This window comes from Variovorax pasteuri (assembly GCF_051216435.1).
Taxonomy (GTDB): domain Bacteria; phylum Pseudomonadota; class Gammaproteobacteria; order Burkholderiales; family Burkholderiaceae_C; genus Variovorax.
Window position 1 is genome coordinate 176894 of sequence record NZ_JBPJZS010000005.1, and the last position, 17711, is coordinate 194604.

Below are 17711 nucleotides of genomic sequence, written 5' to 3' on the forward strand. Positions count from 1 at the left end.
AACGCCCGTGTGCTGATTAATTCCAATCAGATCAACAACTTAGTTCGAGGTCACATCGCAGACTCTAGAAATGCATCCAAATATTGCATCGATGATTATTCTGCTAATCATCGAAATAGAATGCCCTCTCACTACACAGTTCACCACCTCATAGGAACTCATGACATCAACCGGCCCGTCATCCCCTTTCGCACACTTCGATGACGAGACCCTCGCGCAACTTGCACTGACCTGGCGCGCTCGCGCGCACCGCGGCGAGCGTGAGGCCTTCGGCACCGCGCATGCACTGGAAGTCGAAGTGCGCCGCCGCATGCGCGAGGCTGAAGAATCTGCGCCCACGCCACCCGAAGAAGAAGCGGCGCCGGTTCCCGAGCGCGCCTGGTGGAAGTTCTGGCACTGAGCTGACACAGCACACAGCACACAGCATCCCTCCATGACCAAGCTCCAGCCCCGCAAACTGCACCGAGGCCACTTCGCCTTCATGCGGGCGCTGGCCCAGGGCATCGACGAGCGCACCAGCTGGGACCGATACCTCCGCCTGGAAGGCGAGCACACCGACCTGCGGGTCGTGCGCCGCACCATCGCGTGGATCCGCGACGAGTTCGCCGCGGCGGCGCGCCGCGAGCAGCGGCCTGGCACCGCCCGCCTGATCCTGCTCGATCCCGAGCAGTTCTCGGCGAAGGCCGCGTTGCCCAGCCTGAGCGACTTTGCGCAGGCGCAGGGACTGGAGGACTTCTCCGAAGCCGAGCAGATCGAGGCGTACGAAGCCGCCTTCCCGGGGGGCGCACTCCAGGGCGGCGGCGCAGGCCGGGCGTCCCGCCGCGCGCGCGTCGTCGAGCGCCAGCTCGAGGCGCTGCGCTGGCTCGAAGGCCACACGGCGCAAGACCCCCGTGCGGCCGACGGCGTCTCGGCCTGGCTCAACCCCGCCGTGGCCGCGCGGCTGGAGCTCGGCGGCCTGCCGACCCTTGCCGCGCTGGTCGCATGCATCAACGAAGCCGGCGCGCGCTGGTGGGTGAGGGTGCCGGGCGTCGGCGAACGCAAGGCCGCACGCATCCTCGACTGGCTGCGTGCCAACGAGGAACCGCTGGGCCTTCGCGTGGGCACGCACGCCGCCCACCGGCGCCGCCAGGTGAGCCCGCTCGACCTGGTCGCGGTTGTGCCGGCCGGCACCGCCATGGTTCCGTTCGAGAAGTTCGTGCCGCCCCCCGAGCTGGACGGGCGCGCCGGCCGCTACCGTGCACCGCGAGACCAGTGCCTGCTGGCGGCCGAGACCGACCATGAAGCCATCGGCGCCTGGCTCGCGGCCAAGCGCTCCCAGGACGCGGCCGGCGAACTCTCGCCCACCCAGCGCTCCTACCGCAAGGAAGCCGAGCGGCTGCTGCTGTGGGCGGTGCTCGAGCGCAAGACCGCGCTGTCGTCGCTCGGCGCCGAGGACGCCGCCGCCTACCGCCTGTTCCTCGGCGACCCGCCCGCTGCGTGGTGCGGTCCGCGCCACAACCAGCGCTGGTCCCCGCTGTGGCGGCCGCTCGAAGGGCCCTTGGCTCCCACGGCGCTGCGCCAGGCGATGGCCATCCTGCGCAGCCTGTTCGCCTTCCTGACGCGCCAGAACTACCTCACGGGCAATCCGTTCGCAGCCATGACCGAGCGGCCGGAAGCGCCGCGCGCGCTGGGCCTGCACCGCACGCTGAGCCTTGCCCAGTGGGAGCATCTCGATTCGCTGCTTGCCGGACATGCCGCGACAGAAGCCGGCCGCCGCCTGCGCCGCGGCATGCGCTGGGTCTACGCCACGGGTTTGCGGTTGGCCGAGATCACCGGCGCCATGTGCGGCGATCTTCAGCAGGTGGTCTATCGCAGGCCCGACGGCAGTGACGCCGGCGGCTGGCTGCTGTCGGTCAGGGGCAAGGCCGGGCGCCAGCGCGAAGTGCCGGTGCCTGCCGAGCTGGTGACCGACCTCGAGGAAGAACTCGCGCACCACGGCTTCGAACCCCGTGTCGGCGCGCGGGGCAACCGCAACATCCACGTGCTCGCCCGTTTCGACCTGAAGCCCGAGCACCCCAAGCCGTGGTCGGCCTCCGGCTTCTACAGCGCCATCAAGCTGTTCCTGGCGCAGGCCGCCCGCATGCTCGACGATGCGCAAGCCGAGCATCTGCAACGCGCCAGCATCCATTGGCTGCGCCATGCCCACGGCGCGCACGCGCTGCAGGGCGGGGCAGGGCGCGCGCCCGTGCCGATCCAGGTCGTGCAGAACAACCTGGGCCACGTGTCGGTAGGCACGACGGCCGGCTACCTGAGCGCACAGAGCAGGGCGGGCCTGATGGAAATGCAGGGCTTCTGGACACCGGTCACCGAGCCGGCGACCCGCACGCCCAGTTAGCCGCGAACGATCTCGCCGGTGAGCGCGTTTCGGATTTCACTCGGCTTCGCAAGCCCACCCACCGCGCCGTCGACCAGCACGTCGATGCCCTCCGGAAAATACGACCGCACCTCGCCCGCCGTCCGTGCGGCCGGCAAGCCATGCGGATTGGCGCTGGTCGACACCAGCGCACCGCCGAAGGCGCGGCACAGCGCGGCAGCGCCGACGTGGGCCGTCACGCGCAGCGCAATGCCCGGATGCCGGCCGGAGATCCATGCCGGCACCTGCGCACTGCGCGGAAAGATCCAGGTGAAGGGCCCTGGCCAGCTCGCCAGCACCCGGTCGAGTGCCAACTGGGGCACTTGCGCCATGTCGATGTAGGGTGCGACCTGCGCGAAGTCCGCCGCGATCAGTAACACGCCTTGCGCGACCTCGCGCTGCTTGAGCAGGCAGATGCGCGTGACCGCCGCTTCGTTCGACGGATCGCAGCCCAACCCCATGACGGCTTCGGTGGGGTAGGCCGCCACCGCCCCGCCACGCAGCCGCTGCGCCACGCGGTTCGCTTCGGCGGGCACGTCATGGAAGGTCTGCATGATCGGAGAGTTCGGCGTTGGGATGGATCGCGCCAGTCTACCGACGCGGGAGGCGCGCAGCGTCGCCAAAGTAAACTCGAACCGCCATCCGCACGGGCCGTTCAACGACCCGCTCGCGCGCGAGGTCGATACGCAACATGCGACCGGCCCTGGACTCACGCAGCAGCCCGTTGCCTGCAATGCCCGACGACGTGCGCAGGGCCGCGCAAAGCACCGGTGGACTGCCGACCCAATACAGGGGAACCGATGCGCGCCATGGCATCTCTGATCCCGCTTACCTGCATTTCCATGACCGACGCTTCCACTGTCCCATCCCTCACCGGCGAAACCATCGACCGGGATCGCCTGAAGCGCCTGCTGGCCGAAGCGCAGGGCCCGCTGCGCTTCGCGCAATGCGACTTCGACGGCACCGACCTGTCCAACCTCGACCTGCGCCGCGCCCAGTTCGACGGCTGCAGCTTCGCCGAGGCCACCTTGCGCAAGACCGTGTTGACCGACACCCGCTGGACAGCGTGCCGCGCCCGCCAGGCCGACTTTCAGATGGCCGACCTCACGGACGCCCGCTTCACGGCCTGCGACCTGAACAACACCGGCTGGCACCGCGCCAAGCTGTCCGCCACGCGCTTCGCCGAGGTCAAGCTCACCGGCGCGCACTTCCACGAAGCGCAGGTGCTCGGCATCGGCTTTCACGACTCGCTGCTCCCGGGCGCCGACCTGCGCGGCATGTCGTTTCGCAAGCAGACCATCGAGCGGCTCGACCTGTCCGATGCGGACCTCGCGGGCTGCGACTTTCGCGACGCGGTGTTCGAAGGCGGCAGCCTGCGCGATGCCAACCTCAAGAACGCGCGCTTCGACGGTGCCGACCTGCGCTCGGTCGACCTCGGCGGCCTGCGCATCGCCAACGTGGCGCAGCTCTTCAAGGGCGCGATCATTTCCTCCGACCAGGCCGCCACGCTGATCGGCGAGCTCGGCATCCGCGTGCTGTGAGCGAAAGGTATTTCTTTTTCCGATGAATGACGAAATTCGCGATACCGGCGCCGAACTCTCGCGCTTTCGACGCCGCCTGCTGGTCATCGGCTGCGTGGTGCTCTTCGGCTTCGGCCTGATCGGCGCGCGCCTGGTCCACCTGCAGGTCGTGCGCTACGACGAGCTGGCCGAGCGCGCCGAGAGCAACCGCACCGCCATCGTTCCCATCGTGCCCAACCGCGGGTTGATCCTGGACCGCAACGGCGTGGTGCTGGCTTCCAACTACGCAGCCTACACGCTCGAAATCACGCCGTCCAAAGTCGGTGATGCCGGCGCCGTCGGCACTGCCATCGACGAGCTGGGCACCATCGTGGAAGTCACGCCCGGCGACCGGCGCCGCTTCCAGCGCCTGCGCGAAGACTCGCGCAGCTTCGACTCCATTCCGATCCGCACCCGCCTGAGCGACGAAGAGGTGGCGCGCTTTGCCGCGCAGCGCTACCGCTTTCCGGGCGTGGAGATCAAGGCGCGCCTGCTGCGCAGCTATCCGTACGGCGAGGTAGCGTCGCACGTCATCGGCTACATCGGGCGCATCAACCAGCGCGAGAAGACCGCGATGGAGGACTGGGAAGAGGACGACCGCGCCAACTACCGCGGCACCGACCACATCGGCAAGCTCGGTGTCGAGCAGAGCTACGAGACCGTGCTGCACGGCCAGACCGGCGCCGAACAGATGGAAACCTCGGCCGGCGGCCGCGCGGTGCGCCGCCTCGCGCGCCATGCCGCCGTTCCGGGCCAGACGGTGATGCTGTCGCTGGACATCAAGCTGCAGAAGCTGGTGGAAGACATGTTCGGCGATCGGCGCGGCGCCCTGGTGGCCATCGACCCCAAGAGCGGCGAGGTGCTGGCCTTCGTGAGCAAGCCCACCTTCGACCCCAACCTGTTCGTCGAAGGCATCGACACCGAAAGCTGGAAGGCGCTCACCGAGTCGCCCGACAACCCGCTGCTGAACCGCGCGCTGCGCGGCACCTACCCGCCCGGCTCCACCTACAAGCCCTTCATGGCGCTGGCGGCGCTGCAGACCGGCAAGCGGGCCGCCGCCACGGTGGAGAACGACCCCGGCTACTACAACTTCGGCGGACGCACCTTCCTCAGCCACCGAGGCGGGCTGGGCGGCGTCGACATGCACCGGGCCATCCAGCACTCGAGCAACACCTACTTCTATTCGCTCGCCACCGAGATGGGCGTGGACCTGATCCACGACTTCATGGCGCCGCTGGGCTTCGGGCAGCTCACCGGCATCGACCTGATGGGCGAGGTGCGCGGCGTGCTGCCGAGCACCGCGTGGAAGCGCAACGCCTACCGGCGCGCCGACATGAAGCAATGGCACGCAGGCGAGACCATCTCGCTGGGCATCGGCCAGGGCTACAACAGCTTCACCATGCTGCAGCTCGCCTCGGCCAACGCCACGCTGGCCAACGCCGGCGTGCGCTACCAGCCGCACCTGGTGCGGGCCATCCGGGACACCGGCAGCGGCCAGGTCGTGCAGCAGGTGCAGCCGCCGGCCCAGGACCTGGGCTATGCGCGAAAGCACGTCGACGTCGTGCGCAACGCCATGGTCGCGGTCACCCAGGGCGGCACGGGCACGCGCGTGTTCGCGGGCGCCGCCTATGCCTCGGCCGGTAAGACGGGCACGGCGCAGGCGGTGGGCCTGAGCCCCAAGGCGCGCGCCAGCGGCAAGGCGCTCGACGCGCGCCAGCGCGACCACGCGCTCTACATGGCCTTCGCGCCGGCCGCGGATCCGACCATCGCGGTGGCGGCCATCGTGGAGAACGCGGGCTTCGGCGCGGCCCATGCGGCGCCGATCGTGCGCCGCGTGTTCGACTACTGGATCGCGGGGCAGTACCCGAACGAGGCCGACATGGCGGCCGTGCGTGCGGGGACGGCGGGTGCGCCGATCGGCAAGCCCTTGCTGGCGAGCGAGGTGCCGACGCTGGAAAGCCGTGCGGAAACCGGCGGCGCAGCCGACGAGACGTCCGAGCTGTAGCGGATCGCCGGCCCGCAGCCCCGCGGGACCGGTCTCGGTGATTACCCGGAATCGATGTCGATGTACTGGTTCGTACAATGTTGTACCAACCAGTACATCGCATGACAGAAGCCACCGACACCGACCCGACGGCGCCCGTTGCCGACACGCCGCGCAAGGCCCCGGCCCGCGTCGTCAACCCCGAAGCCAACCGGCAGAACATCATCGAGGTCGCGACCGCCGAGTTCTCCGAGCACGGCCTGGCCGGCGCGCGCGTGGACGAGATCGCCAGCAAGACCGACTGCAGCAAGCGCCTCATCTACTACTACTTCGGCGACAAGGAGGGCCTGTACCTCGCGGTGCTCGAACACGTGTACCGCCGTGTGCGCAGCGTCGAGAGCGGCCTTCGGTTCGACACGCTCGAGCCGGTGGAGGCGCTGCGACGCATGGTGGAGTTCCGATTCGACCACCACTTCCAGAACCGCGACTTCGTGCGGCTGGTGATGATCGAGAACATCCACAACGCGCGCTTCCTCAAGCAGTCGCAGACCATCCACGACCTCAGCGCCGCGGCGGTCGAGCGGGTGGCGCGCATCTACCTGCGCGGCGTCGAGGCGGGGGTGTTCGGCGGCGGCCTGCAGCCGGTGGACATTCATTGGCAGATCAGCGCAATGAGCTTCTACAACGTCTCCAACCGCGCCACCTTCTCCACGCTGTTCGGCAGCGAACTCGACACGCCCGAGAGCATCGCGCGGCTGCGCCACAACACCGTCGAGTGCATCCTGCGCTTCGTGGCCAGCGACAAAAACCATTCCAACAGCAAGACAACGCCATGAACACTTCGGCCTACACGGACAGCGCCCCGCAGCGCAACGCCTCGGCAACCCCCACGCGCGCGCGCTTCGGCATCCTTGCGCTGCTGGCGACCGGCACCATGATCAATTACCTCGACCGCACGGTGCTCGGCATTGCCGCCCCCTCGCTGTCGAAGGACCTGGGGCTCTCGCCCGCGATGATGGGCCTGGTCTTCTCGGCCTTCGCATGGACCTATGCCGCGGCACAGATCCCGGGCGGCATCTTCCTCGACCGCTTCGGCAACAAGCTCACCTACTTCCTGTCGCTGACCTTCTGGTCGCTGTTCACGCTGCTGCAGGGCTTTGCCACCGGCCTGTACAGCCTGATCGCGATGCGCCTGGGCCTGGGCATTTCGGAGGCGCCGTGCTTCCCGGCCAACAGCCGCATCGTGAGCACCTGGTTCCCGCAGAAGGAAAGGGCCCGTGCGACCAGCGTGTACACGGTGGGCGAGTACGTCGGACTGGCGTTCTTCAGCCCGCTGCTCTTCTACGTCATGGGCATGCACGGCTGGAAGACGCTCTTCGTCATGGTGGGCCTGGCGGGCATCGCCTTCGGCGTCGTCTGGTGGGTCTGCTACCGCGAGCCCGGCGAAAGCCGGTGGGCGAACCAGGCCGAGCTCGACCACATCGCCGCCGGCGGCGGCCTGGCCGACCGGCGCGAACAGCCCGTGCCCTTCTCGTGGAAGAACGTGCGCCTGCTGCTGTCGTACCGCCAGATCTGGGGCGCCAGCATCGGCCAGTTCGCGGGCAACGCCACGCTCGTGTTCTTCGTCACCTGGTTCCCGACCTACCTGGCGACCGAGCGGCACATGGGCTGGGTCAAGGTTGGCTTCTTTGCCGTGCTGCCCTTCATCGCGGCCGGCGTGGGCGTGATGTTCGGCGGCTGGCTGTCGGACCGCCTGCTCACCCGCACCGGCTCGGCCAACCTGGCGCGCAAGTTGCCGATCGTGGCCGGCCTGCTGCTGGCATCGACCATCGTCGCGGCCAACTACGTCCAGACCGACGCGGTGGTCATCGCCATCCTGTCGCTCGCCTTCTTCGGCCAGGGCATGGTGGGCCTGGGCTGGGTGGTCATTGCCGACATCGCGCCCACCAAGCTCATGGGCCTGACGGGCGGCATCTACAACTTCATGACCAACCTGTCGGGCATCACCACGCCACTGGTCATCGGCTTCATCGTCGGCAGCACCGGCTCGTTCGTCTGGGCGCTGGCCTTCATGGCCGTGCTGGCTCTGCTGGGCGCGCTGTCGTACATCTTCCTGCTCGGCGATATCCGCCGCATCGAGTTGCCCGATGCCGTCTGAAGGCGCGCGAGCCATGGGCAACGCCGTGCGCTGCGTCGTCAACACCCGCGACCAGCTCGGCGAAACGCCGCTGTGGTGCCCGCGCACCGGGCGCATCTGGTGGATCGACATCGAACGGCCGAAGCTGCAATCCTTCGACGAGCGCACCGGCGAGCACCAGGTGTTCCCGTTTCCGGACAGCACCTTCCTCGGCAGCCTCGCGCTGCACCGCCGAGGCGGCTTCGTCGTCGCGCTGGACAACACGTTGCACCGCTTCGATCCGGCAACGCGCGCCCTGGAGCGCATCGCCGAGGTCGAGCCTTTCGCACGCGGCACGCGATTGAACGACGGGCGCTGCGACAACCATGGCCGCCTGTGGATTGGCACCATGGACGCGGCCATCGAGAAGCCGCTGGGCAGCTTCTACCGCGTCGACCCCGACGGCCAGGTGCACCGGCAGTTCGACGACATCATCGTGACCAACTCGGTCGCGACCTCGCCGGACGGCCGCACGCTCTACATGTCGGACACGCGGCGCTTCAAGCTCTGGGCCTTCGACCTTGATCCGGCGCAGGGAACGCTCTCGAACCGCCGCGTGTTCGTGGACTACACCGACAGCCGGGGCCGCCCGGACGGCGCCTGCGTCGACAGCGAAGGCTTCGTGTGGAACGCGGTGTTCGCCGGTCATCGCGTGGTGCGCTACGCACCAACAGGCGAGGTCGACCGTGTGATCGAACTGCCCGTGACGCACCCCACCTGCGTGTGCCTTGGCGGGCCCGCGCTGAAGACGCTCTACATCACCACGGCCACCAAGATGATCGCGCCCGAGGTGCTGGCGCAAGAAACGCTGGCCGGCGCGCTGCTCGCGGTCGAGGTCGACGTGCCCGGGCTGGCCGAACCGATGTTCGGCGCTTGACCGCTGCTCAGGCCCTGCGCTTGAACATCGCCGAGGCGCCGCTGGCCTGCGCCACGTCCTCGGCCGACAGCAGCAGCGTGGGCCCGAGCTCGAGCATGCGTTCTTCCGTCAGGCGCACCAGCGGCCCGGCGATGGTGATGACGCCGATCACCGCGCCGTTGCCGTTGCGCACCGGCGCGGCCATGGCCGTCATCGCCGGTGCGAACACCTCGTTGATCGTCGCGAAGCCGCGCTTGCGCGCCGCGCGCAGGTAGCTCAGCAAGGCCTTCACGGTGGTCGGCGCCTTCGGTCCGTAGTCTTCGGGCTTGCCGAAGCCCTGCCGGGCGACCAGCTGCAGCGCCTGTTCGTCCGTCATGGTGGAGAGCCACGCGTGGCCGGCCGAACTGCATGAAAGGTTCACCGACAGGCCCATGTCGGGGTCGTAGCGCAGGCCGCGGGTGGCGCCTTGTGCCTTGGCGACGAAGGTGAGTTCGTCGCCGTCGACCACGGCGAGCCGCACCAGCTCGCCCGATTCGGCCGCGAGCCGGTCGAGCAGCGGCTGCGCCACGTCGACGATGCCGCTGTTGCTCAGGAAGCTCAGGCCCAGCGACACCAGCTTGATCGTGAGCATGTAGTCGCCGTGGCTCTGGTCCTGGCGCACATAGCCGCAGCGGATCAGTTCGGTCAGCAGGCGGTGGGTGGCGCTCAGCGGCATTTCCAGCTCGCCCGAGAGGGCCGACAGCGCGCGGCCTTCGGGATGGCCGGCCAGGTGTTCAAGGACCTTGAAGCTGCGTTCGAGTATGGCGGTCATGACGTTCGGAAGGTGGGGCAGGCACCACTCTAGCGTTTTTGCCAAGTGTTTTCACTAGTGGAAATACTTTCCACTTCCAACATAAGATCGCGCCGCCCGGTGGCAGGAGGCGGCGACGGATCGCCCCGACGAGCACCCACAACACAGCAGGAGATCATCTTGAGCACGCTTCATCGTTCACTGGCCGCGGCCGGCCTTGCCCTGGCCCTGGCCGGTTCCGCCTTCGCGCAGGTTGTGCAGGAGCGCGTCATCCGCTTCGGCCACCTCAACAACGCCGACCACCCGGTGAGCTTCGGCGTGAAGCGCTTCGCCGAGCTGCTCGCAGCCAAGAGCGGCGGCAAGATGAAGGTGCAGGAGTTCCCCGCCTCGCAGCTGGGCAACGAGATGCAGCAGCAGTCGGCGCTGCAGGGCGGCGTGCAGCAGATGTCGGCACCGGCCACCACCTCGCTGGCGGGCATCGTGAAGGAGTTCGGCCTGGTCGACTTTCCGTTCGCGGTCGGCAACTTCGCGCAGGCCGATGCGCTGCTCGACGGGCCGCTCGGCCAGCAGCTCATTGCGAAGCTGCCCGAGAAAGGCCTGGTCGCACTGGGCTACTGGGACCTGGGCTTTCGCAACGTCACCAACAGCAAGCGCCCCATCACGAAGCCCGAAGACCTCGAGGGCCTGAAGATCCGCGTCATTCCGAATCCGGTGTTCCTGGAAACCTTCAAGGCCTTCAAGTCCAACCCGGTGCCGATGCCCTTCGCCGAGCTGTACGGTGCGCTCGAGGCCAAGGCGGTCGACGGCCAGGAGAACCCCTATGCAGTGATCCTGTCGAACAAGTTCTACGAAGTGCAGAAGTTCGTGAGCGCGACGAACCACGTGTACGCGGCCAACATCGTGCTGGTCAGCAAGAAGTTCTGGGACTCGCTCACACCCACCGAGCAGAAGATGATGCGCGAGGCCGCCGACGAAGCACGCGGCTACCAGCGCCAGGTGAGCCGCGCCGCCGCGCAGAAGGCCGTGGGCGAGCTGCAGGCCAAGGGCGCGCAGTTCAACGAACTCGCGCCGTCCGAGCAGGCGCGCATGCGCCAGATCGCCAAGCCCGTGACCGAGCGCTTCGCCGCGAGCTACGACCCCGCCATCGTCAAGCTCTACAACGACGAACTCGCGCGCATCCGCAAGTAAGACCTTCACCCCCAATCGCCACACGACTGCGCCATGAAAATCCTCGTCCTGCACGGCCCCAACCTCAACCTGTTCGGCCGCCGCGAACCCCACATCTACGGCAAGACCACGCTCGCGGAAATCAACGCGCAGCTGGGCCGGCTCGCGGACGAACTCGGCGTGACGCTGGACATCCTCCAGTCCAACCACGAAGGCGACCTGATCGACTTTCTGCACGCCAACATCGACGACGCGCAGGGCGCGCTGGTCAACCCCGCCGGCCTCACGCAGCACGGGGTGCCGCTGCACGACGCGATCAAGGCCATGCCGTTCCCGAGCATCGAGGTGCACATGTCCAACATCGCCGCGCGCGAGGCGTGGCGCGCGCACTCGATCATCTCGCCGGCGGTGAAGGGCACCGTCCAGGGCCTGGGCCCGCAGTCGTACCTGGCCGCGCTGCGCGCGCTGGTCGAGATGCAGCGGCAAGCCGCCGCGGCCTGAACAGAGACCACGCCATGAACCAATGGATCGACAGGTGCTGCGGCGCCATCGAAGCCCTGATCGCGGCCGCGCTCGCGGTCATGGTCGTGCTGGTCTTCGGCAACGTGGTGCTGCGCTACGGCTTCAACTCGGGCATCACGCTGTCGGAGGAAGTGTCGCGCTGGCTCTTCATCTGGATGACCTTCCTGGGTGCGGTCGTCGCGCTGAAGGAGCACGGCCACCTGGGCGTGGACATGGTGGTGCAGAAGCTGCCGCCCATCGGCAAGAAAATTTGCCTGGCCGTGGGGCACGTGGTCATGCTGTACATCGTGTGGCTGCTGTTCCAGGGCAGCATGGCGCAGACGCGCATCAACTGGGACGTCACCGCCCCGGTCACCGGCGCGTCGATGGCGGTGGTGTACCTGTCGGGCGTGGTGTTCTCGGTGCTGGCCGCGTTCATCCTCGCGCTCGACCTGCTGCGCCTGCTGACCGGGCGCATCGCCGACAGCGACCTCGTGATGGTGCAGGAGTCCGAAGAGGCCGTGCAACTGCAGCAGATTCTGGGCGCGCCGGGCGACGCACGGGGAGCAGGCAAATGACCATCGCCGTCTTCGTGGGTTCGCTGCTGCTGGCCATGGCGATGGGCATTCCCATCGCGTTCTCGCTGCTGGCCAGCGGTGTCGCGCTGATGTGGCACCTCGACCTGTTCGACGCGCAGATCCTCGCGCAGAACGTGATCGGCGGGGCCGACAGTTTTCCGCTGCTGGCCGTGCCGTTCTTCATGCTGGCCGGCGAGATCATGAACGTCGGCGGGCTCTCCAAGCGCATCGTCGACTTCGCACTGGCGCTGGTCGGCCACGTGAAGGGCGGGCTCGGCTACGTGACCATCATGGCCGGCTGCCTGCTCTCGGCGCTCTCGGGTTCGGCCGTGGCCGACGCGGCCGCGCTCACCGCGCTGCTGCTGCCGATGATGGTGAAGGCCGGCCACGACAAGCCGCGCGCGGCCGGGCTCATTGCGGCCACGGGCGTCATCGGCCCGGTCATTCCGCCGAGCATCGGGCTGGTGATCTTCGGCGTGGCGGCCAACGTGTCGATCTCCAAGCTGTTCCTGGCGGCCATCGTGCCGGGGCTGCTCATCGGCGGCGCGCTGTGGGTCACCTGGGCCTGGCTGGTGCGGCGCGAAAAAATCGTGCCGCCGCCGCGCAAGCCCGCCGCCGAGGTCATCAGCGCGTTCCGCAAGGCGCTGTGGGCGCTGATGCTGCCGGTCATCATTCTGGTGGGCCTGCGCATGGGCGTGTTCACGCCGACCGAGGCCGCCGTGGTGGCCGCGGTGTATGCGCTGTTCGTGTCGACCGTCATCTACCGCGAGATCACCTGGCGCGACCTGTACGGCATTTTCGTGAGCGCGGCCAAGACCAGCGCCATCGTGATGTTCCTGATTGCCGCGGCCATGGTGAGCGCCTGGCTCATCACGGTGGCCGACCTGCCGGCCAAGGTGGTCGACCTGCTGCAGCCCTTCATGGGCAACCAGATCCTGCTGATGATCGCGATCATGGTGCTCGTGATGGTGGTGGGCACCGCGATGGACATGACGCCGACCATCCTGATCCTCACGCCGGTGCTCATGCCCATCGTGAAGGCAGCGGGCATCGACCCCGTGTACTTCGGCGTGCTGTTCATCATCAACAACTCGATCGGGCTGGTCACGCCGCCGGTGGGCACGGTGCTCAACGTGGTGGCCGGCGTCGGAAAGATATCGATGGACGACGTCACGCGCGGCGTCGTGCCTTTCATGATCGCGGAGTTCGCCGTCATGTTCCTGATGGTGTTGTTCCCATGGCTGGTGACGGGGCCGGCCAAGTTGTTTCACGGTTAGAAAAACGCACAAGGAGACTTCCGCATGAAGAGTTCGACCAGGGTTTCGACCAAGAGAGTGTTCGTGGCGGCCATCGCCGCGCTTGCCACGGTGGCCATGTCCGGCGCCGGTGCGCAGGTGAAGGAGCGCACGCTCAAGTTCGCGTTCCAGAACCAGACCGGCCATCCGCAGGCCCAGGGCGCGCAGAAGTTCGCCGACCTGGTGGCTGCCAAGTCCGGCGGCAAGATGACCGTCAAGCTGTTCGCGGGCGGCGCGCTCGGCGGGGACCTGCAGACGGTGTCCGCATTGCAGGGCGGCACGGTCGAGCTCACGGTGCTGAACGCCGGCATTCTCTCGGCGCAGGTGAAGGAGTTCGCGGCCTACGACTTTCCGTTCCTGTTCAACAGCGGCAAGGAAGCCGATGCCGTCACCGACGGTCCCTTCGGCCAGAAGCTGATGGCCAAGCTCGAAGACAAGGGCCTGCACGGCCTGGGCTACTGGGACCTGGGCTTTCGCAACCTCACCAACAGCAAGCGGCCCATCGTGAAGGCGGACGACATCGCGGGGCTGAAGATCCGCGTCATCCAGTCGCCCATCTACATCGACCTGTTCGGCGCGCTGGGTGCCAACGCCACGCCGCTGCCGTTCCCCGAGCTGTACCCGGCGCTCGACCAGAAGGCGGTCGACGGGCAGGAGAACCCCAACACCACCATCCTGTCGTCCAAGTTCGCCGAGGTGCAGAAGTACATCACCCAGACGCGCCACATCTACAACCCGCAGGCGCTGCTCATCAGCAAGAAGACCTGGGACGGCATGAGCGCGGACGAGAAGAAGATCATCACCGAGGCTTCGAACGAGTCGACCGCGTTCCAGCGTGAGGCGTCGCGCGGTGCGGCCGACAGCGCGCTCGACGCGCTGAAGAAGGCGGGCATGACCGTGTCGGAGCTGCCGCCGGAAGAAATGGCCAAGCTGCGCACCAAGGTCAAGCCGGTGATCGACAAGTACGCGGCCTCGGTGGGCGAGGCGACGGTGAAGGAACTGATGGCGGAGATCGACAAGGCGCGCAAGTAGGGCGGCAGGAGGCCGCACCTTGGGCGCGGAATCGATCGTGCGTGGCGCGTAGCCGCAGCACGTCGATGCTCCCTGCTCGCCAATTATTGCCAAACCACGTAACCTGCCGTCCATGAGCACCATGAACGTTTCCCTGCCAGATGCCATGAAGTCCTTCGTGAACGAACAGGTGGCACAACGCGGTTACGGCACCAGCAGCGAATATGTGCGAGAGCTGATTCGCAAGGACCAGGACCGCCTGCAATTGCGCGGCCTGCTCTTGCAGGGGGCCACCTCGATGCCGGCGGCCGCAGCGGACCCCGCCTACTTCCAGTCGTTGCGCGACAGGGCCAGCGCCAAATCCAAGCCACCGACCAAGGCGAACAAGCCGCGCACGCGTGCATGAAGGCGAAGCCGGTCGTCCCGCGGCAGCGGGCGAATCAGGACGTCGAAGGGCCATTGATCATTACGTTGGCGAACACGCAGAACGTGCCGCTATCGGTCTGATCGACGAACCAAAACGGGCCTACACCCACATCGACCGGCATCCAGGCGCTGGCGCTACACGCTACGCCCACGACCTCGGCTTGCCAGGGCTTCGCTCATGGCCTTTGACGCGCTTTCCCTTTCTTGTGTTCTACGTCGAGCAGCCGACCGCATCGACGTCTGGCGTGTTCTGTACAGCCAGCGCGACGTCGCTGCGTGGATGCAGGACCCGGACTTGGACCCATTGATCCGGTAAGGCGCTGCGAGCATCCCTGCGCTGCGACTCACGCACATCAAGCGCTCGGCGCGTCGTTGCAACGCGCCCCGCCTCCCAGCTCAGAACCTGTACCGCGCAATCACCTGCGCACTGCGCGGCGCTCCGTACGTCCCCGAGTACCACCAGCCCGACATCGATGCGATGTACTTGCGGTCGAACAGGTTCTGCACATTGAGCGTGACCGACAGCTTGTCGTTGACGTCGTAGCGCGCCATCAGGCTGGCCACTGCATAGGCGCCCTGGCGTGCGGTGACGGTGCGCGCAATCTGCCAGGCCTCGCCCGTGTAGCTTATGCCGCCGTTCCACTCCACGCCGCCGCCCAGTGTGAGCCGGCGCCATTCGCCGGGTAACCGGTAGGTCGTCCACAGCCGCGCCATCTGGCGCGGGAAGGTGGTGTTGATGCGTCGGCCGGTCGCGTCCTTGGAGCCGCTGTAGTTGTACGAGGCCGTCAGGTTCCAGTCGCGCGTGAGCGCACCGTTGAGCTCCAGGTCAAGGCCTTGCGTCTTCGCACCCTTCACCGCGCGCGATGCGGTGTTGGTGGTGCCGGGAACGAACTGCCCCTCGTCCGCCTCGGCCAGGTTGTCCTGCCGGATCAGGTAGACGGCGGCGCTGCTGGTCAGGCGGCCGTCCAGGAAGCTGCTCTTGATGCCGGCCTCGTAGGTGTTGCCCTCCTGCGGGTCGAGCATGACGCCGCGGCGGTCCAGCGAGGTCTGCGGGTTGTAGATGGTCGCGAAGCTCGCGTACAGCGTGTGGTGGGGGTTCAGGTCGTACACCAGCCCGGCGTAGGGCGTGAACACGCGCCGCTCGGAAGACGGCGAGCTCGCGTCGTAGCCGGCCGTGGTCTTGGTGATGTAGTTGCTGTCGTAGTTCATCACCTTGCCGCCCACGATGAGCTTGAGCTGGTCGCTCAGCTGGAAGCGGCCCGCACCGTAGATGCTCTTCTGGCGGCGCGTGCTGTCGAAGGTGACGAAGCGCTCGCCGAACACGGGGCTGCCGCTGTTGTCCCAGCGGTAGACGTTGACGGGTGCGCCGTCGATTCCCGAGATGTCGAAGCTGCCGTTGGTCAGGCTGCGGAAGTCGGTGTAGTCCAAGCCGATCACGGCCTCGTGCTGGCGCCCGAACAGGCTGAACGGGCCGCCCAGCTTCACGTCGATGGTCTTGGTGCGCAGGTCGTAGTCGCGGCGCTCGCCGTTCAGGCGGAGGCCGTCGCCGGTGAACTTGTCGAACAGGCTGCTGTTGACCGCCAGGTAGACGGAATCTTCCCGCTGCTTGGAGCGCAGGGAGTTGGCCGAGACCTTGAGCTTCCAGTCGTTGGCGAGCGACTGCTCCAGCGCGAGGAAGCTGCTGGTGGAATTGGTGTCGAAGCGGTTGTTGCGGCTGGCGCCGCTGAAGGACACGGGAAAGTCGGTCTGTTCGCCGCTGCTGTTGAACAGCGGAAAGCCCAGGTACGAGAGTGAGCCGCGCGAGCGGTTCTCCTGATGATCGATGCCCGCCGTGAGCTTGAGCGAGGCGCTCAGGTCCGCCTCGATGACGCCGTAGAACACGTCCTTCTTTTTGCTGTAGTAGTCGATGTAGCTGTCGCCCTGCTGGTGCAGCGCCACCATCCGGCCGCGCACGCTGCCCGATGCATTGAGCGGCGTCGACAGGTCGAGCACGGCGCGCCGGTCGCCCCACGAGCCGACGCTGGCTTCGACCGAACCCTGGAAGGCGGCCGTGGGCTTCTTGCGCACCAGGTTGATTACCCCCGACGGATCGCCCGCGCCCGTGGTCAGGCCCGAGGCGCCGCGCAGCACCTCGACGCGGTCGTACAGCGCCATGTCGGCAATGCTCTGCGTGGGCAGCGCGTCCAGGCCCAGGAACTCGCTGTGGGTGCTGACACCGTCGAGCTGGTAGTTGGTGATGGCATAGCCGCGCGCGCTGGCGGCGGAGCGTTCAGTGCCGAGCACCGAGGTCGAGATGCCTGGCGTGCGCGCCAGCACCTGGTTGACGCTGGTGAGGTTCTCGTCCTCCATGCGCTGCTGCGTCATCACGCTGATCGACTGCGGCGTGTCCTTCAGGCTCAGGTTCAGCCCGGTGGCCGCGACGCTGGGGCCGCGCGCGGCGTAGCTGCCCGTGCCTTCGGTGGTGCCTGTGCGGTCGGCCAGCGCCGTGACGCGCACTTCGGCCAGCGTAGCCCCCGCTTCGGCTGCCGTTGATGCCGTTGATGCCGGTGCGGCCGACGTGGCTCTGCTGTCGATGGCGACGACCGTCAGCGTGCCGCCGGGTGTCTGCGCCAATGCCAGCCCGCTGCCCGCAAGCGCTTGCTGCGCGGCTTGCGCCACGGTGAAGCGGCCCTGCACGGCGTGGGCGCGGCGACCGGCCACGAGGGCGGGCGCCGCGCTGATGGTGCGACCGCCCTGGCGGGCAATGCGCGCAAGCACGAGGCCCAGTTCATCGGCCGGCAGGCTCCACGTCATCGCGCCGTCGGCCACGGCCGGGGAGGCGGGAAGGGTCTGTGCCAGCGGCGCGGTGGCGCATGCAAGCAGGGCGGCCAGCGCCAGCGTGGCCTTGCGCGCCGGCATGCGTGTGGCGGCCGGCAGGCGGGCGGGCGGAAGAAGGGGCAGTGTCACGTCGGACATCCTCGAATCGGGTCTGGTTGA

General features: G+C 67.6%; 16 protein-coding genes. 13 read left to right on the plus strand and 3 right to left on the minus strand.

Annotated elements, in window-relative coordinates:
• Positions 1-160 precede the first annotated feature (160 nt).
• On the plus strand, positions 161-400 hold the full coding sequence (locus ACSFBM_RS19825; protein ID WP_435485899.1) for a hypothetical protein: 240 nt from the start codon (positions 161-163) through the stop codon (positions 398-400).
• 33 nt (positions 401-433) lie between these two features.
• Entirely contained in the window at positions 434-2374 is a 1941-nt protein-coding gene (locus ACSFBM_RS19830) for a phage integrase family protein (RefSeq protein WP_435485900.1), read from the plus strand.
• Here ACSFBM_RS19830 and tsaC read toward each other — a convergent pair.
• Positions 2371-2946 (minus strand): L-threonylcarbamoyladenylate synthase type 1 TsaC, encoded by a 576-nt coding sequence (gene tsaC, locus ACSFBM_RS19835; RefSeq protein ID WP_435485901.1) that lies wholly within the window; start codon positions 2944-2946, stop codon positions 2371-2373. The genes ACSFBM_RS19830 and tsaC overlap by 4 nt on opposite strands.
• Before the next feature lie 288 nt (positions 2947-3234).
• Between tsaC and ACSFBM_RS19840 the strand changes: the two genes are divergently transcribed.
• The 5 genes from ACSFBM_RS19840 to ACSFBM_RS19860 all read left to right on the plus strand — a co-directional run bounded on the left by ACSFBM_RS19840 (position 3235) and on the right by ACSFBM_RS19860 (position 8988).
• On the plus strand, positions 3235-3933 hold the full coding sequence (locus tag ACSFBM_RS19840) for a pentapeptide repeat-containing protein (protein WP_435485902.1): 699 nt from the start codon (positions 3235-3237) through the stop codon (positions 3931-3933).
• A gap of 22 nt (positions 3934-3955) precedes the next feature.
• On the plus strand, positions 3956-5956 hold the full coding sequence (gene mrdA / locus ACSFBM_RS19845) for a penicillin-binding protein 2 (protein WP_435485903.1): 2001 nt from the start codon (positions 3956-3958) through the stop codon (positions 5954-5956).
• 101 nt (positions 5957-6057) lie between these two features.
• Entirely contained in the window at positions 6058-6771 is a 714-nt protein-coding gene (locus tag ACSFBM_RS19850; protein ID WP_435485904.1) for a TetR/AcrR family transcriptional regulator, read from the plus strand.
• Complete coding sequence (locus ACSFBM_RS19855) at positions 6768-8093, plus strand: MFS transporter (RefSeq protein ID WP_435485905.1); 1326 nt, start codon at positions 6768-6770, stop codon at positions 8091-8093. The genes ACSFBM_RS19850 and ACSFBM_RS19855 overlap by 4 nt, the downstream gene beginning before the upstream one ends.
• On the plus strand, positions 8083-8988 hold the full coding sequence (locus ACSFBM_RS19860) for an SMP-30/gluconolactonase/LRE family protein (protein WP_435485906.1): 906 nt from the start codon (positions 8083-8085) through the stop codon (positions 8986-8988). The genes ACSFBM_RS19855 and ACSFBM_RS19860 overlap by 11 nt, the downstream gene beginning before the upstream one ends.
• 7 nt (positions 8989-8995) lie before the next feature.
• On the opposite strand, the gene ACSFBM_RS19865 is transcribed toward ACSFBM_RS19860, so the two are convergent.
• Complete coding sequence (locus ACSFBM_RS19865; RefSeq protein ID WP_435485907.1) at positions 8996-9778, minus strand: IclR family transcriptional regulator; 783 nt, start codon at positions 9776-9778, stop codon at positions 8996-8998.
• 159 nt (positions 9779-9937) lie between these two features.
• On the opposite strand from ACSFBM_RS19865, the gene ACSFBM_RS19870 reads away from it, so the two are divergent.
• The 6 genes from ACSFBM_RS19870 to ACSFBM_RS19895 all read left to right on the plus strand — a co-directional run bounded on the left by ACSFBM_RS19870 (position 9938) and on the right by ACSFBM_RS19895 (position 14715).
• Positions 9938-10945: a TRAP transporter substrate-binding protein gene (locus ACSFBM_RS19870; RefSeq protein WP_435485908.1), complete on the plus strand. Its 1008-nt coding sequence runs from the start codon at positions 9938-9940 to the stop codon at positions 10943-10945.
• A 33-nt stretch (positions 10946-10978) separates the two neighbouring features.
• Entirely contained in the window at positions 10979-11425 is a 447-nt protein-coding gene (locus ACSFBM_RS19875) for a type II 3-dehydroquinate dehydratase (protein WP_435440483.1), read from the plus strand.
• 14 nt (positions 11426-11439) lie between these two features.
• On the plus strand, positions 11440-12003 hold the full coding sequence (locus ACSFBM_RS19880; RefSeq protein WP_435485909.1) for a TRAP transporter small permease: 564 nt from the start codon (positions 11440-11442) through the stop codon (positions 12001-12003).
• The gene (locus ACSFBM_RS19885) at positions 12000-13280 is read left to right on the plus strand and encodes a TRAP transporter large permease (protein WP_435485910.1); all 1281 of its coding nucleotides are present in this window, start codon (positions 12000-12002) and stop codon (positions 13278-13280) included. The genes ACSFBM_RS19880 and ACSFBM_RS19885 overlap by 4 nt, the downstream gene beginning before the upstream one ends.
• Positions 13281-13304: 24 nt before the next feature.
• Positions 13305-14330: a TRAP transporter substrate-binding protein gene (locus ACSFBM_RS19890; protein WP_435485911.1), complete on the plus strand. Its 1026-nt coding sequence runs from the start codon at positions 13305-13307 to the stop codon at positions 14328-14330.
• A gap of 112 nt (positions 14331-14442) precedes the next feature.
• Positions 14443-14715, plus strand: coding sequence for a ribbon-helix-helix domain-containing protein (locus ACSFBM_RS19895; protein WP_435485912.1), 273 nt, complete (start codon positions 14443-14445; stop codon positions 14713-14715).
• Between the two features lie 416 nt (positions 14716-15131).
• Here the strand turns inward: ACSFBM_RS19895 and ACSFBM_RS19900 are convergent, their stop codons facing one another.
• A complete protein-coding gene (locus ACSFBM_RS19900) occupies positions 15132-17681 on the minus strand; it encodes a TonB-dependent siderophore receptor (RefSeq protein ID WP_435485913.1) in 2550 nt (849 codons plus the stop codon).
• Positions 17682-17711: the final 30 nt, after the last annotated feature.